Origin of the sequence: Bradyrhizobium lablabi, assembly GCF_001440475.1 — a bacterium.
Classification (GTDB): Bacteria; Pseudomonadota; Alphaproteobacteria; order Rhizobiales; family Xanthobacteraceae; genus Bradyrhizobium; species Bradyrhizobium lablabi.
In genome coordinates this window covers 209,837-224,613 of sequence record NZ_LLYB01000034.1, presented here as the reverse complement: position 1 = coordinate 224,613, position 14,777 = coordinate 209,837, and the positions used below count along the sequence as shown (strand labels likewise).

Below are 14,777 nucleotides of genomic sequence, written 5' to 3'. Positions count from 1 at the left end.
ATTTTTGATCCATCGGTACATCAAACTTAATATGGCGCTTTCGGTCGGCGCTATTATCGCTGGCTCACTGTTGCTTTGGTTTACCCGATCCCATGATTTTGCCTTCGCAGCTACATTGTCGCTTGGAATCGTGCTTCTCGGAATGGTGAACCTGCGCCTCCCATGGGAACACTTTTCGTTGCGCTGGATCGTGAGGCTTGGTGACGCATCTTACTCCATCTATCTATGGCACTATATTGCCTTTGCGATCTCCTTCATTATGTCGTTCAAGATCACGACGCATCCTGCTTGGATGTGCGAGCCGTGGCGTTTCTCAGCTATTGCTCTTTGCTGCTGGTTTTCCTGCCTGACATGGCGCAAGATCGAGAAGCCTTTCATTGCCATGGCCGATAGGATTACAAGCGCGCGGTCAAATAATCCGCATGATATAATTGCAGATGATAGTCGGCTGCACAGTTCTAACTGGCATACTGGTGCCGCCCTGCGCCGTGCCCGTAAACGTTCCTGTGCCGGTTGACGTTATTATTGAACTGTTTTTCTGCGCGTAGTCGGTCGCGCCGCCCGCCAAATTGGCGGAGGCGGTCCCTCCGATATTGTTCTGAACATTGGCGGATGTAGATGTCACCGTGACAGAAACAGAGCCGGCCGGCGTGTAGGCGGGAAGATTTGCAGTAACGAGGGTTTGGCTTTGAGAGCCGCCGGCTGCCCCCAGCGTGTCGCCAGCAAAACCGGCAACAGCACTTGTGAGGCGGAGGGCAGACGAGCCACCCATATCATCATCGGCTGCCGATACACGCCCGCGTTTGTCCGGAAGGTTGAATGTAGTAGAACCGTTCCCGGAGCCATAGGTCGTGCCCACGATCGCGAATAGACTTGCATATGTCGTGCGGTCGAGTTCTTGCCCGGCGGGAAACGCAAACGCACTATTTGGCGCGGTAACGCCCCAAAAATCCATACCAGCCGCCAACGGTACATTGTAGGGGTTGCCGTAGAATCCGTGCAAATAGAACGCAGCATCCGAGTGGTTATAGAGTGCCAGATACGGCGTCCCCTGGATCAATGTTCCTGCCATCAACTCCGTCGCTGGCGCCGATCGCAGCGGCTTAGGCCCAAGCGAGTCAACATTGAGCGTCACCGTCCCCCCGTTCGTCGCATGCGGTGTAAACGCGATGATCTGCCCGTTGAGGCGAACTAGCGTGTCAAACGCCTCATAGGACGTAACCGTGTACGCCGTCGCGGTCCCGCCGGTGACGATCGCGCCCGCAATATCGTCGCGATGTTTCGCGATCGAAGCCATCATCGCTCGCCCGGAGTCATTCACACTGGAAGGCGCCTGGCCCTCCTGCCAGTTGATCGAAGAGTCGGCCGTCGCGTTATTTTCTGCGGTTTGCGACCATTTGTAGAGAGTCATGTTCTATCCTTCCGTTTCCGGCCAACCGCCAGCTATGCCTTGTTGTCGAGTTCGAGATACTGCGCGCAGGGGCACGCCGGCGCGCGGGCCGTCAGGAGATTGCGGATCACGCCGGGCGGAACGCCGGGACTTTCCTTTGCCACGGCTTCCACGCGTGAGGCGATGATGGCTTCAATGTCGGCCCTCACCTGCTTGATGCGATCTTCAAGCGATGGGGTTCGCGTCGCTTTCATCGGATCTTCCTTTCTCTTTTGGGCTATGTTCCTTCGGTGGGTATGCTGCCAACTTCCGCCTGGCGCTGGCCGCTTCGTTTTGCGCCCGGCGCAACACTCTCTCGCGCCGCGCTTCGTGCGCCGAGACATAAACCTGCAGATCATACGGCAGGGATTTGAAACGCTGCTTCTGATCGGCCGGCCAGCAGCGCGGCGGATCGATTTTGGCGAGGTCGCTGATGGCCGCCGCTGCCGCGCCTCCGAGCGTCGGGTCGGCCAGGCCTACCGAGACGTGCATCCGCGATATCTCCTGAACCGCGAGCCACAACCGCTCGATGCCGAGCGGAGCGCAATCGACAACGAACCGCGCGACCTGCGCCGGCGCCGCGGGACAAGGCGAGAGACCGTGCAGTTCGCACCATTTCGCGAACATCGGCGCGGCCTGCATCCGGGCTCGCGCCAGGACGGCGAGCACCGGGTTTGCGGTTGAACGCATCGAGCGTTCTAGCGCCTGGCCTTGCGCAGCGCTTCGTGGACGCCACCCATTTTCTTGCGCAGCGCCATCAACTGCACGCGACGGCGCAGGCTATGGGGACTGGAGTCGATCTCGCCACGCAGCTCGTTGTCGAACCGTTCGAGAGCCTCGGCACGCTTCTGCAATCCGTAAAGCGCGAAGTTCTTCGCAATCTCTTCACTTGTCATCGACTCACTATGGAGCTTTTCGGCGGCGGATTCAGCGCGGTCGATAAAGTCGCGGGTGTCCTGCATCGGTACTATTCCCTTGAAACAACGCAGCCATTTCCAGCAATGGCGCGAAGATGTGAAAGAACGCTGCCGGCACAACGGCTCCGCGCACGGAAGCGGCGCGGCCGGCAGCCACGCTCGTAGACATCACGAAAGACTTGACGGAATGGAGGTGACCAGTGCGCCTATCGCGAACCGAAGAAGACCCAGGGCGGAAGGAGTCTTTGTGTCGATGAATTGCCGCCGATAGGTGCTCCCGGCTGCGGCTGCGTCGGATTCCCAGGATCAACGACCGCAAGAGAGACTATCCAGTCGCCAACATCGTTGGGAAGCGTGGCAAGGGAAGCGGAGCCGGCAGCGGGCCCACCGGCATTCGACGCGGTTCCCTGCGCCCGTTTGCCACCAGCTTGATCCAGATATTGAAGATGTTCGTTCGTTAGCTTGACTTCATTCCCGGACATCGGCTGCTTGCCTCCTAACCGGCGTAGATGCTTGACTCAGTGAAAATGTAACTCCCGCAGTTTGAGAGCATTAAGAAACACATTTCTGGCGAAAGATTTTCTTCATGCTGACCTCGGTCGCAGGAAGAGCCAATTCTGCGGCTGCCGCTGGGATTGTTCGTGAACAGCGCCCGGACTTTGCGCGCATAATTCCAGGATTCTTTGTGCAGATCCCAAGCCGCTCCTGCCGGCGCGACGTTTTCAGCGCCTACCCGACTTTCGTGCGTGATAGAGCGCTACCGCGTCCTTGATATCGCCCGTGCTCGATAGCCTGGCGTTGAGGGTCCGCAGATCGGCCTGCTGGCGCTCCGCCGGAGTGCGCGACATGCCGGGGCGCAGCACCGGTGGCAATGGCCTTGCAACAGCCTCGTCCCTTGCCTTCATCATCAGACGGTATTTTCCGGCGTCATACTGAAGTCCACGGAAGATGATGAGGCCGTCACCGGGCGTCTCGATCTTGTCGCTATAGAGCTTGAAGCCGTTGCCGACACCGAGCGAGGCAATCTTGCTTTCGATCAGCCGCTTGCTCGATTGCGCCAGCGTCCGCTGCGCCTCCCGAATGCAGACCGCCAGCGTGCCGCGCTCGGCCTGGCAGGTCTCGACCAGCAGCTCGCCGAAGAAATGCGACTTACCAGAGCCGCGGCCGCCGTAAACTCCTTTGTAGCGTGCGGGCGCAAGCAGCGGTTCGAAGACTTTGGCTGTGGGGATTTTCAGGACAGACAACGGCGCGACCTATTCGATGATTTCAAATTTGCTATCAGGTCGATATCTCGATGCCAGGAATCTGATTGCAGCAAACGCCCCTATCTTCTGAGGCGGAGCAAGCCGAAAAGAAAGTCGTCCAGCGTTTCCTCGCGCGCCGATGGACTCTTCGAAGAACTCAAGGTCGGCAGCGGGAAGGCAAATCGGGCTCCGGCTTGCCGGGGACGATACCGGGTGGTGCTTCCGCTGGTGCTGGCGCAAGCGAATATGTCGGTCTCGGCGCACTGACCGGAGGTGAGAAAGTCCAGTTTCCGAAGCGGTCAGGAAGTGCATTGGAACGAGGAGATGAGGAATTCTCATCGGACGGGATGGAGGGCACCGCTGGAGCGCCCACGTCGAATGCTGATATTTCGGGTTGGCCTGCAACGCGGCGAGCTAGATATCGCTCGGGCTGAGCGCCAGTGACACCGCGAGTTCCAGTCGGCGGCAGCCAAGCAGATCGACCGCCGTTTTCAGCGCGTTGAAGCGAGGGATCAGAGTTCTCGAACCGCTTACCGAACGAGGCATGTCCCTCGTCTGCTGGAGACGAATTCGTTGGGACGAACGGTACTGCGTCAAGAGGCGGCACGGCCATGTTGAGTGGATTTGTCAGGCGCTGGTCAAAGCCCGGGACACGGACGGCATGTGCTCTGCCGTTTGCCGGGTCGGCTGCGATGAGCCGGTCAAAGATTTCAGGAAGCACAGTGCCTGGCCTGACAAAGCCTGCCTGTTTCAAGGCTCCGGCTGCAAAGGAATTGCTGTTTTGGGACTTTGGACGATACTCGTAACCAGTGGCGTTCACGCCGGCACCGAATTTCTTCATTTGATCCCATTGCGAACTGAGATCATCACCACTGGCAATCATCGTATGCGGCTTGTTCAGCGCGTCGGGGCCGACACCTTGACCTTCCTTCGCCTTCAACCGCCGAAGCCGCGAATCTGTGTTAATTATGCCGCCATTTGGTCGACCTTCCTCAAGAGAAAACGCGATCAGCTTTTCGACGTTGTGATTGAACTTCCGTTCCGGTACCCCCTCAAGAGTATGGTGCTTGCCATTGGCTTCGATGTAGTTCAACACCACATGATGCGCGACGACCGCTCCGTGATAAGGTACCGCGGTCGCATTAGTGTAGGTGAGAAAAATTCTTTCACGCGTTGAATACCTCGCTATCCGTTTGATGAATGCTGTACGACGCCAAGTCTTCCACACTCGAAGCAACGATCGAAGGGCCGGCGTCCTATTGCTCGGGTGGAAGTGACGTGCGGGTTAGCCCCGATTATTGAGCGGCCAAGGATCCTGCATCAGGAGTCATCATGGCGATGCCCACTGCGATGACGCGTTACCGTCAGTTGCCAACCACTCGACGCGATGATCATGGGGATCAACGGAGTCGCTGCAATGAGCCAAGCGCCCGGGATGCAGCAAGCATCCTGCAGGCCAAGAAGGTCGAGACGACTGCGTCGCTACTTGTTCACCCATCCAGCGCTGTGAGTTTCGGACTTTTTCTCCAGGGGGATGTACGCGAACTCAACCTTGACGTCCTCGCTCCAGAAGCGAACCAGATATACCTTCCCATATGGATTGTAGAGTATTGGCTGGCAAAACCGTGAGTTTGTAGCTTCCTGCAACAGGAGATCAGTGTCGCAACCCTCAAGAGGAGAATATCGCTCATTGAGTTCGACAAAAGGCATGATCCAGTTTTTTTCTTTTAACAGCAACTGATCGATTTCAGCGAAATAGGATTTTGCTTTTTCCAGACACGTAACGGAATCGGCGTGGGCGGCCGAAGGTTGGGCAAGCAGCAATGAGAAAGTAATCAGCGAGAAAGTCATCGAACGTACTAGCGACGTTATCACGTTCCGATCAGCCATTTTGAGAGCCACTCATGATGCACGGGTTCAACCAATCTATCGGCAAGATGACCCTATCGATCGTATGAGGATTTCTCGTGCATCATCCTCCCGGTAGCATCCAATAGTGTCAGGATTTTTTGTGCAGATGCGCCGGAGCGCAGCGCCCGTAAGTGACAGCTTGTCCTTCTCACTTCTGTCGGTCCCTTGACGCGGCCGATCAAGGCAAGAAATCGTCTCGCTGAAGCAAGCGATCGAGCCTCAAGCGCTCTCACCGCTCTCCTTCAGGATGAACAATGACACGCTCGATCCGATGGATGAGCTCAAGCGCACCGTCGCCACCGTTTTCGAGTGGTTGCGCGGCCCTGCCCCAGCCGCGATCGAGAATGGCGTTGGCGGCCGAAACGCGGGCCGCAGGAGTTGCATCCTTGCACCGCATGATGCCGACGAGAACGCGGATCGCGGTTCTGGTGTGGCTCCGTGCCAGGGAGCGAATTTCAAGAAGAGCCTTGGCCTTGCCCATCAGGCTTCCCGCCGGGCCGGCCCGGTGCGCTTGTCCGGCGTAGCATCGACAGGATCCTGCCGCGCGGAGCGGAAGGCAATTGCCGGAAAATCCGTCTGTGCGTCATCGTGTTTGGGACGCGGGATGAACTGAATGATGTCTGTGCTCATGAGAATTCCTCCGATACGGCGATGACGACGAGGCCAACGAGCGCGAGCGAGATCCGATAGGCGGTCATCGGCTTCTCTCCAGAAAGAAACGTGCGGCATGATCGCGGGGTGCAGGAGCTGATCATTTGGGGCGCGAACCTTATCCCCGTCGGGAGGCCGCATGCGGCGCGTGACGATTTCGCGCCGCGGACCGGCATGTTCGCGCATGCCGGCCAAATGGTTTGATGGAAGGCTCGGACGGCGGCGCGCTCGCGACGCCCGGGCGGGGGGCGTTGGGAGTTGCGGCGTCGATGTGCGGCCGCCGTCCGATTCGAGAATTCAAAACAAAAAGCCCGCGGCGGATTTCTCCGCGCGGGCTTTGCAGTTTTTGCGATGATGGCGTTATGCCGGTGATTTGCCCGACATGTCAAATCCTTTTCGAGCGGTCAACGAATTGCGGAAAATTCGACAGAACAGTTTCGAAAAATTGAAACTGCTTTGTCAGACGCTGATGAAATGAAAAACCCGCTGCCGTTTCCGGCGCGGGCTTACGATATCGGCGATGCTGTCAATGTGCATCTGATTTGCCCGACGCGTCAAGGGGCCGAGCAAAACAGATTCAGAAAGCTGGCAATATCGAAACGAAATTATTGGGCCGTGGATGGCGCAACCTACGGCCCTGCAGAGCGCAAGGAGGCCATCAGATGTTTTTCGTTGCTGCCGTGCTCGCAATTCTATCCGGCTTGTTCTACGCGGCTGGCCGTCATGAGATCGGCTCGCTGGGTGTCGCGATGTGCCAATACGGCGGTCCGTTCTGCGATAATCCGCTTCTTGTGCTGGTGGCTGCAGGATTGGCTGCGTGCTGGGGCGCATTCGTCAGCGTGCGCTAACGCGCTCATTGAAGAGCCCTGAAAACTTTCGCGATGACGCCGTTGTGCCGGTGATTTGCCCGACGGGTCAACCGGCGCCGCCTACTGCGGCGACGGGTTCACCGGGTGAAGGGGCTTTGGCACAGGTGGACTAGGCTCGACCTGCAGCTTCGGCTCGGTCGGAATGACATCCGCGCCGGCGGCTCGGGCAGCCTCGCCAGTGGTGCTGTAGTTGGCAATCACGGGGTGCTGCACCTTCGGCTTGTTCCATGGCCCATGGTCGAAGATCAGCATGCCGAGCACGCCGAGAACTGCGACCGCAATCGCAACCTTCAGCGGTGCGCCGCCGCGCCGGGTCGTTTGATCCTCGGTCAATTCCCTCGTCATCGGAAAATCCATGTTGTTCTCCTCTGACGAAATCAAACCCTGGCGACGACGAAGGTTCCGCCTGATCCATCAAGGAGGCGACAATCTACAGGAACAAACGTCTTGTCCGCGCATTGTCGGGACATTAGCCACCGCTCGGCAAATGTCGGGCGAATCGAGTGAGTTGATCACGTGGAAATCGAAAACTCAGGGCCATCGCAACCCGGGATGGCAGAACGCGCCATCGACACCGCGACCGATGTGTCACGCACGCTGACGGAAGTATCCGCCGCGCTGCAAACTGCGGTCGGGCGTCTCAGCGACGCGATCACCGCGGCACGGAAGCCCGGAATGCCGCTCGCGACCATCAGCGCAATTACCCGCGAAGCGCCGCTGGCCAGCCTGTTCGTCGCCTTTCTGTTCGGCGTCGCGATCGCGCGCCGCCGCTAGCGAGCTTTCTCAGAACTTGCCTTTCGCCGAGTCCTTTGCGGCCGACATAACGCCGCCGGTGATCTGTCGCATATGTTCACCGGCGTTGGTGAACTGGCTGCGCAGGAATTCGGACTGGATCCGCATCGCCTCCTGAAGGTCGGTCGCGTGGACCAGCTTCCGGGCATGCTCGAACGCAGCCTTCATGTTCTGCTCGGTAAACGACAGCGCCTGCCTGGAAATTTCCGTACCCGCGCCGGGCATCGATGTCATGGACTTGCCGGCGGCGTCGAAGAACATGCCGAACGCCTTTTCCGCCTGATCGATGGTTTTCTCGGCCAGGTCACGCAGCTCGGCCGGGACTTCGAGTTTCGGTTCAGTCATGGTCGCTCCTCCAGTGTCGGCCTTGGCAGGTTAGCACAATTCCCGCCTGCGTCTGCGCCGTATTGACCGGCCTTTCGCCCCGGCATGGACTTTCGCGGCCGGCATCAAGCCCACCCGATCCCAGGAAATAGTCCGTAACCGTACGGACGTGACGCGTGATTCCAATGGTGGCAACAGTGTGGCATAGTGATTCGGGTTCGGTGGCGTTGCGTCTCTGGTTTTTAGGTCTCTCTTGGGACATGGGGATACGATGCTGCAAGCGCTTCGACCGACACCTACCTGCACGCGGTTTCAGACCAGCATAGAAATGCCCTGCATGAAATGCGGTGCGCAGATGCGGCTGGCCACGATCGAGCCGCGCGACCAGCAGTACGACGTGTTGACCTACCGTTGCACGCCTTGCGATTCCGGCGAGAGTTTCCTGAAGGCGCGCTGACTACGACCCGTTCACGACGGCCGTTCCGGCCGGCGTCAGCACAAGTCCCTCCTCCCGCGCTTCGACCAGACCGAGGTCTGTCAAAGTTCTCACATCTTCGTCGCTGACCGGCGACAGTTTCAGTCGGCGCGCCTGAATATCCCGCAACGTCCAGCGGAGACCGATCGCCTTCTCGAGGCTGAATTGAGCGAAAGGATTTTCTGCCATTCGCTTGCGGCTATAGGATCATGGGGATCAGACTTATGCTCACGGCGCAACCTTCGGCGCCCAGATAATGCAGAGATCCCCCGCCAGGTTCCCTGGCGAGGAGCGCCCCCTGAAATAACAGGGCCGTTCAGGTGAAAGAGCGGGCGCAGCCGCCCTTCTCAGTAGCGATAGGGCTCGATGTCCAGCAGTGGGAAAGCGCTGAACACGCTCGGCGGATTGGTCGCGGTCGCCGCATGCAGATAGGATTTATCGAGCTCCGCCAAACGGGTGACGCCGAGCAATCCAAGGCACCGGATGACCTCGTCTTCGAGAAGCTCCAGCATCCGCACGATGCCGACCTCGCCCGCGGCCGCAAGCGCCCAGCATTGCAGCCGGCCGATGCCGACCAGATCGGCACCGGACGCGATTGCCTTCACGATGTCGGTGCCGCGGCAGAACGAGCCATCGACCATGATCCTGGCGCGGCCGGCAACGGCGTCGACGATTTCCGGCAGGACGTGCATTGCGCCGCGTCCATGGTCGAGCTGGCGACCGCCGTGGTTCGACACATAGATCCACTCCACGCCATGATCGAGCGCGATCGCGGCGTCTTCCGCCGTGGCAATGCCCTTGATCACCAGCGGAATTTTGTACTTGTCCTTGATCAGCTTCACCGTGCGCCAATCCAGCCCCTTCTGGAAGTCGCCGCCGGTGGCCCGGATGCGGCTTTCGCGGACATACCGCTTGGCGATATCGCGCTCGCGCCGGCTGTAATGCGCCGTGTCAACGGTCAGGCAGAACGCGGTGTAACCATTGTCGATGCTGCGGCTGACAACATCCTCGACGAAGGCATCATCGCCGCGAACATAGAGCTGATAGATGCGTAGCGCGTCGGGCGCAGCCTTGGCGGTCGCCTCAAGCCCCGGTTCGGACACCGAGCTCAGCATGTGAGCGGCGCCGAACTGCCCGGCGCCGCGCGCGACGGCGGCACCTGAATTGGGGTCGAAAATCTCGAGCGCGCCAACCGGCGCAATCATGACGGGCAAACGCAGGCGGCGGCCGAATACCTCGGTCGAAGCGTCGACCTCCGCGACATTGCGCAGCACCCGCGGCCGGAAGGCGATCTCGTCGAGCGCCATGCGGTTGCGGCGCATCGTGGTCTCCGTCTCGGAGGCGCCGACGATATAGTCCCATGCATTCTGGTTCAGTCGGGAGCGCGCCTTCCGGATGAATTCGTGGAGGTTCTGGAATTCCTCGCCGCTGGCGCCGAGTTCGACATTCCTCGCCGGACGCGTGGGGGTGCCGTCATTCATGCTGTTTCTCTCCCATCATCTTGGCTGCACCTTAGCCGCAGATAAACGGAAAAAGCTACCGCTTTGAACAGGTTAGGCGTCATGCAAAAAGCAGGGACGCCGTTCGTCCACGAGATGCGGTAGTGCGGAAGGCCAGCACCGCTCAGGCCATACTGCCGACCTTCCCGAAAGCCCCGGCCTCGGCCAGATCAGCGATACGTCGCTCATCATAGCCGAGGGTCTTTTGGAGCACTTCCCTGGTATGCTCGCCGAGCAGCGGCGCCGCCACCGGATCGATGGTTGGCGTCAAGCTCATCTGCAGCGGCGTTTCAATATTGGGGACCGCGCCCGCGGTCGGATGCGGAATCCGGCTGAGGCGATGGCGGTCGCGCACTTCCGGCGCGTTGAAGCCTTCCTCCACGGTACGCAGATAGCCGACCGGTATGTTGGCCTTCTTCATCTTCGCCATCCAGTGCTCCAGGCTGTCGCTGGCAAAAACGCTGGCGATGATGGCGCGCAACTTTTCCTTGTTGGCGGTTCGATCCTTCCGGTGTGCGAACCGGGGATCGGTGACGAGGTCCGGCCGGTCGAGCACATTCACCACCAGCCGGCGGTACAGGCGGTCGTTGGCGCAGGCCATGTAGAGCGGCCCATCGGACGCCTGGTAGACGCCGACCGTGGGCGAGCCGTTCGGCGAATTTCCGAAGCGGCCCGGATTCGCGCCGCTGATCAGATAGGCCATGCCGTAAAAGCCGGTCATCGAAACGGCGGTATCGATCAGCGCGACCTCGACCTGCTGGCCGCGGCCCAGCCGGTCTCGGGCGATCAGCGCCAGCAGGATCGCGTTGCATGCCGACATACCCGTCGCCATGTCGACGATCGGCGGCCCGGTCCGCACCGGCTCGCCGTCCGGAAACCCGTTCAGCGACATGAAGCCGCTTTCGGCCTGTGTGATCGGATCGAAGCCCGGACGCAGGGCGAACTCGCCCTTGCGGCCATAGGCGGAGATCGAGCAATAGATCAGCCGAGGATTGGTCGGCGCGACGGACGCATAATCGAGACCGAACTTCTTCATCACGCCGCCGGAGAAATTCTCCACCACGACATCCGCTTTCGCGATCAGCTCGCGGGCGACTTCGAGCGCCGCCGGATTGTTGAAATCGAGCGCAATGCCACGCTTGTTGCGATTGAGGCTGAGAAAGGCCGCGCTCTCGCCGCCGATTTCGGCGTGCTCATAGTGGCGGGTATCGTCGCCTCCGTCGGGGTTTTCGATCTTGATTACTTCGGCGCCGAAATCGGCCAGCGTCTGCGTGCAGGCCGGACCGGCCACGACCCGGGTGAAGTCGACGACCAATAGACCATCCAGGGCAGTCGGCTCTCCCTTGGCGCGCGGCGTTCGCTCCGGCAATTGCGGCTTGGCAGTCATTTCCGGCGTTTCCCCTTGTTATTCTGCCTGGCGAAACAAAGGCTTTTCGCCGCGACTTCAAGGCTTTTCTACCGGAACCGGGTGGGCAACGCCAAACCCCTATTTTGCAGGGCGGGACCTTCCGCTGACATAGCTCTCATGACGGTGCACGAGCCCGCAGCATTGCCCTCGCGGCCATGCTGCAGGGGCGGGACCGGACCGTGGCGATTGATTCCAAAGGACCACCGCCCGACCCCGGTTGATCCAGGAGTCGAGCGGCGGCTGGCGAGGAACGCGCTGCGAGCGGCATTCGCCGCGTCGTTACCTCAGTGGAGGCCGGTTTTTCCTATTCGGTAATCATCTCACCGGAGCCACCAAGCTCGGCAGGAAAGTCCTTGAGCTTGGGCAACCCATCGCGCATCGGCAGCACCGTCTCGGCGTAGTTGACGTGCACGCCGGGCGTGAAAGGAAGTGTCGGGAGAGTTGCGGCGAACACGTCGACCAGCCCAAGCGTCGGATGATTGGTCATCAGGTGACCACCGCACTCCTTGCAGTACTTGCGCTGACTCATCGGAGTCTTCTCGAAGGTTGCAACGTGTTGCGCCCCTGCCGTGACTCGCACGGCCTCCGGCTTCCAAAGGGTGAACGCGTTCACCGGCCCGCCGGACCACGAACGGCAGGAACGGCAATGGCAATAACCCATTCCTTCCGGCGCGCCGGTGACCTGGACCTCGACCGCACCGCAAAAGCAGCTTCCAGTGTGTTTCATGATTCTTCCCTCTCCTTGCAGACAATAACGAAGTGATCAGGTTAGCTTGCGCCAGGGAAACAACATCGAAACGCGCTCCCGGTAACGCCGATACTCGTCGCCGAACATGTCAACGAGATCGCGCTCCTCCAGCATGATGCCGATGAAGATGTAGGCCGTGGTTACAACGGCGAACAGTAGATGCCCCGCGCTCATCGCCGGCGCCGCCCAGAAGGCGATGATGAAACCGAGATAGATCGGATGCCGGACAAAGCGGTAGAAAAACGGCGTCCGGAAAACCGGCGCCGGCATCTCGCGACCTGCGAGATTGTTGGCGACCTGGTGCAATCCGAACAGCTCGAAATGATTGATCAGGAAGGTGCTCGTGAACACGATCACCCAACCGACGAACGACAATGTCGCGATCACCACGGCCATGTCGGGCTCCTGGACGCTCCAGACCACGGCTGGCATTGGACGCCATTGCCAGAACAGCAACAACAGCGTCAGGCTTGCGCAAAGCACATAGGTGCTGCGCTCCACCGACTGCGGAATAAACTGCGTCCACCAGTGTTTGAATGATTTACGCGCCATCCCGCTATGTTGGATGGCAAATAACGACATCAGCGCAAGATTGACGACAATTGCCTCGAATGCCCCCGATTTCGCGCCGGTGTCGATCGCCTTCGGCACGGCAAAGCCCGATATGAACCCGATGGCGTACATAATCGTGAACAGAAATGTGAGATAGGCCACACCTCCGAACAGAAATGCAGTGAATCTTAGCCCTCGATTGCCCGGCATCGCCGGGCGGATGGCTTGAGTTACCGTCATGAAATTGGCTCCGCTGCAGGCAATGGGATTGCAACTCCTGATTCTCTCAGGATGCCGCGAAAGCGGCCACGAAACTTTGCCTTATGCTTCAGCTCTTCATTAGACGGACTTGATTGTTTCTTTAGGAAAGATGATGGGGCAAGTGAAATTCAACTTCGATAATCACATCCTCGACACCGATCGTCGCGAGCTGCGCCGTGGCAGCGATCTGGTTGCAATGCAGCCTCAGGTATTCGACTTGCTGGTTCACCTGCTGAAGCACCGCGATCGCGTGGTCAGCCGGGATGATCTCATTGCGCTGGTGTGGGGTGGACGGATCGTCTCGGACTCCACGCTGGACAGCCGGATCAACGCCGCCCGCAACGCAATCGGCGACAATGGCAAGGATCAGAGGCTGATCCGGACCATTCCGCGCAAGGGACTTCGCTTCGTCGGCGACGTGAAGAGCCCATGCGACGTGCGTTCCGCATCGGCGGCAGAAGCAGAACAACCGCGTGCGGCGCTCGCGCTTCCCGACCGGCCAGCGATAGCCGTGCTGCCGTTCGACAACATGAGCGGTGACCGGGAGCAGGAGTATTTCTCCGACGGAATCAGCGAAGACATCATCACCGCGCTGTCAAAACTGCGCTGGTTCTTCGTGATCGCGCGCAATTCGTCATTCACCTACAAGGGCAAGCCGGTACACATGAGGCAGGTCGCCGCCGAGCTTGGCGTGCGCTACGTGCTCGAAGGCAGCGTGCGAAGGAGCGGCGATCGCGTCCGCATCACGGCACAACTCAACGACACCGCGACTGGAAGTCACATCTGGGCGGAGCATTACGATCGCGAGCTGACGGATGTATTCGCCGTGCAGGACGAAATCACCGACGCCATCGTCACCGCGATCGAGCCGCAGATCTATGCCGCTGAGAATTTTCGCAGCCGGCGCAAGCCCCCCAACAGCGTGGATGCATGGGACCTGGTGATGCGGGCGCTGTCCCACCATTGGCGGGTGACGCGGCCCGACAGTCTCGCCGCCGAAGCGCTGTTGGAAAGAGCAATTGAGATCGATCCCAACTACGGTCAGGCGCTAGCCCTGTTCGCGACCAACCACATGTTCGGCGTGCATCTGGGCTGGAGGGATATTGCAGCAGCGGCGCCCGTTGCGGAGCAAGCGGCATTGGCGGCGATTGCCGCCGACAGTGAGGATGCCTGGGCGCATACCGCCCTCGGCAGCGTGTATTTCTCCACGCGCCGTCTCGATCATTCGCTGGCCGAGTTCGAGCTGGCGCTACAGCTCAACCCGAACTTCTCCCTGGCGCAGGGATACTATGCCCTGGCCTTGTCCTATATCGGACGGTGGGAGGATGCCTTCGCGGCGACGCAACGCGCGATCCGCCAGAGTCCTCGAGACCCCTCTTCCGCCATCTATTATGGTGTTGGGGCCTACGCCCAGTTCGTCGGAAGAAACTATGAGGCAGCGATCGCGCTGGCGCGCGAGGCAACCCGTCAGCGCGGCGATCTCACCGGCGCCTACCGGGTGCTGACGGTCGCCGCCGGCATGACCGGCCAGATCGAACTCGCGCGCACCGCGCTTCAGGAATTGCGCCGGACCCAGCCGAATATTTCGCTCGCCTGGATCGCGACGCAGTTACCCTGGAAACACGACGCCGATCGCGAGCACTATCTCGAAGGCTTTCGCCGCGCCGGACTGGAATAAGCTCCGGCGGCTGGTCCCG

The 14,777-nt window shown here is 59.9% G+C and carries 18 protein-coding genes and 2 pseudogenes; 4 read left to right on the top strand and 16 right to left on the bottom strand.

The window, feature by feature from the left end:
* Positions 1-517, top strand: a pseudogene (locus tag CQ14_RS45185) (acyltransferase); the annotation flags it as partial.
* Here CQ14_RS45185 and CQ14_RS02530 read toward each other — a convergent pair.
* The 9 genes and pseudogenes from CQ14_RS02530 to CQ14_RS43160 form a co-directional block, all read right to left on the bottom strand.
* Positions 410-1,411 carry a tail fiber protein gene (locus CQ14_RS02530; RefSeq protein WP_057856355.1) on the bottom strand — a complete coding sequence of 334 codons (1,002 nt, stop codon included), beginning with the start codon at positions 1,409-1,411 and terminating at the stop codon, positions 410-412. The pseudogene CQ14_RS45185 and the gene CQ14_RS02530 sit on opposite strands and share 108 nt — an antisense overlap.
* Positions 1,412-1,443: 32 nt before the next feature.
* A complete protein-coding gene (locus CQ14_RS02525; RefSeq protein WP_057856354.1) occupies positions 1,444-1,644 on the bottom strand; it encodes a hypothetical protein in 201 nt (66 codons plus the stop codon).
* On the bottom strand, positions 1,616-2,071 hold the full coding sequence (locus CQ14_RS02520) for a hypothetical protein (RefSeq protein WP_199805422.1): 456 nt from the start codon (positions 2,069-2,071) through the stop codon (positions 1,616-1,618). Before CQ14_RS02520 ends, CQ14_RS02525 begins: the two co-directional genes overlap by 29 nt.
* Positions 2,072-2,127: 56 nt before the next feature.
* Entirely contained in the window at positions 2,128-2,391 is a 264-nt protein-coding gene (locus tag CQ14_RS02515; protein WP_057856352.1) for a hypothetical protein, read from the bottom strand.
* A gap of 887 nt (positions 2,392-3,278) precedes the next feature.
* Positions 3,279-3,590: pseudogene (locus CQ14_RS47765) on the bottom strand (phage terminase large subunit); the annotation flags it as partial.
* A 157-nt stretch (positions 3,591-3,747) separates the two neighbouring features.
* Positions 3,748-4,683, bottom strand: a complete 936-nt coding sequence (locus CQ14_RS43165) for a hypothetical protein (protein ID WP_156434631.1) — start codon at positions 4,681-4,683, stop codon at positions 3,748-3,750.
* Between the two features lie 389 nt (positions 4,684-5,072).
* A complete protein-coding gene (locus tag CQ14_RS02500) occupies positions 5,073-5,480 on the bottom strand; it encodes a hypothetical protein (protein WP_156434630.1) in 408 nt (135 codons plus the stop codon).
* A 250-nt stretch (positions 5,481-5,730) separates the two neighbouring features.
* The gene (locus CQ14_RS02495) at positions 5,731-5,982 is read right to left on the bottom strand and encodes a hypothetical protein (RefSeq protein WP_057856349.1); all 252 of its coding nucleotides are present in this window, start codon (positions 5,980-5,982) and stop codon (positions 5,731-5,733) included.
* Complete coding sequence (locus CQ14_RS43160) at positions 5,982-6,131, bottom strand: hypothetical protein (protein WP_156434629.1); 150 nt, start codon at positions 6,129-6,131, stop codon at positions 5,982-5,984. Before CQ14_RS43160 ends, CQ14_RS02495 begins: the two co-directional genes overlap by 1 nt.
* Before the next feature lie 683 nt (positions 6,132-6,814).
* Between CQ14_RS43160 and CQ14_RS02490 the strand changes: the two genes are divergently transcribed.
* Entirely contained in the window at positions 6,815-7,000 is a 186-nt protein-coding gene (locus tag CQ14_RS02490; protein ID WP_057856348.1) for a hypothetical protein, read from the top strand.
* Between the two features lie 81 nt (positions 7,001-7,081).
* Here CQ14_RS02490 and CQ14_RS02485 read toward each other — a convergent pair whose 3' ends face one another.
* A complete protein-coding gene (locus CQ14_RS02485) occupies positions 7,082-7,378 on the bottom strand; it encodes a hypothetical protein (protein ID WP_245320142.1) in 297 nt (98 codons plus the stop codon).
* Positions 7,379-7,573: 195 nt separating this feature from the next.
* Here CQ14_RS02485 and CQ14_RS02480 point away from each other — a divergent pair, with 195 nt between their 5' ends.
* Positions 7,574-7,795 carry a hypothetical protein gene (locus CQ14_RS02480; protein ID WP_057840261.1) on the top strand — a complete coding sequence of 74 codons (222 nt, stop codon included), beginning with the start codon at positions 7,574-7,576 and terminating at the stop codon, positions 7,793-7,795.
* Between the two features lie 9 nt (positions 7,796-7,804).
* Here CQ14_RS02480 and CQ14_RS02475 read toward each other — a convergent pair whose 3' ends face one another.
* From CQ14_RS02475 to mddA, 6 genes are all read right to left on the bottom strand, one after another.
* Positions 7,805-8,158, bottom strand: a complete 354-nt coding sequence (locus CQ14_RS02475) for a phasin (protein WP_057840260.1) — start codon at positions 8,156-8,158, stop codon at positions 7,805-7,807.
* Between the two features lie 436 nt (positions 8,159-8,594).
* Positions 8,595-8,801, bottom strand: a complete 207-nt coding sequence (locus CQ14_RS45575) for a hypothetical protein (RefSeq protein ID WP_057856347.1) — start codon at positions 8,799-8,801, stop codon at positions 8,595-8,597.
* Between the two features lie 158 nt (positions 8,802-8,959).
* The gene (locus CQ14_RS02465) at positions 8,960-10,093 is read right to left on the bottom strand and encodes an alpha-hydroxy acid oxidase (protein ID WP_057856346.1); all 1,134 of its coding nucleotides are present in this window, start codon (positions 10,091-10,093) and stop codon (positions 8,960-8,962) included.
* A 142-nt stretch (positions 10,094-10,235) separates the two neighbouring features.
* Positions 10,236-11,498, bottom strand: a complete 1,263-nt coding sequence (locus tag CQ14_RS02460; RefSeq protein ID WP_057856345.1) for a CaiB/BaiF CoA transferase family protein — start codon at positions 11,496-11,498, stop codon at positions 10,236-10,238.
* 325 nt (positions 11,499-11,823) lie between these two features.
* Entirely contained in the window at positions 11,824-12,246 is a 423-nt protein-coding gene (locus CQ14_RS02455) for a GFA family protein (protein ID WP_057856344.1), read from the bottom strand.
* Positions 12,247-12,282: 36 nt separating this feature from the next.
* The gene (gene mddA, locus CQ14_RS02450; protein ID WP_057856343.1) at positions 12,283-13,059 is read right to left on the bottom strand and encodes a methanethiol S-methyltransferase; all 777 of its coding nucleotides are present in this window, start codon (positions 13,057-13,059) and stop codon (positions 12,283-12,285) included.
* A gap of 142 nt (positions 13,060-13,201) precedes the next feature.
* On the opposite strand from mddA, the gene CQ14_RS02445 reads away from it, so the two are divergent.
* Positions 13,202-14,758: a winged helix-turn-helix domain-containing tetratricopeptide repeat protein gene (locus CQ14_RS02445; protein ID WP_057856426.1), complete on the top strand. Its 1,557-nt coding sequence runs from the start codon at positions 13,202-13,204 to the stop codon at positions 14,756-14,758.
* Positions 14,759-14,777 lie beyond the last annotated feature (19 nt).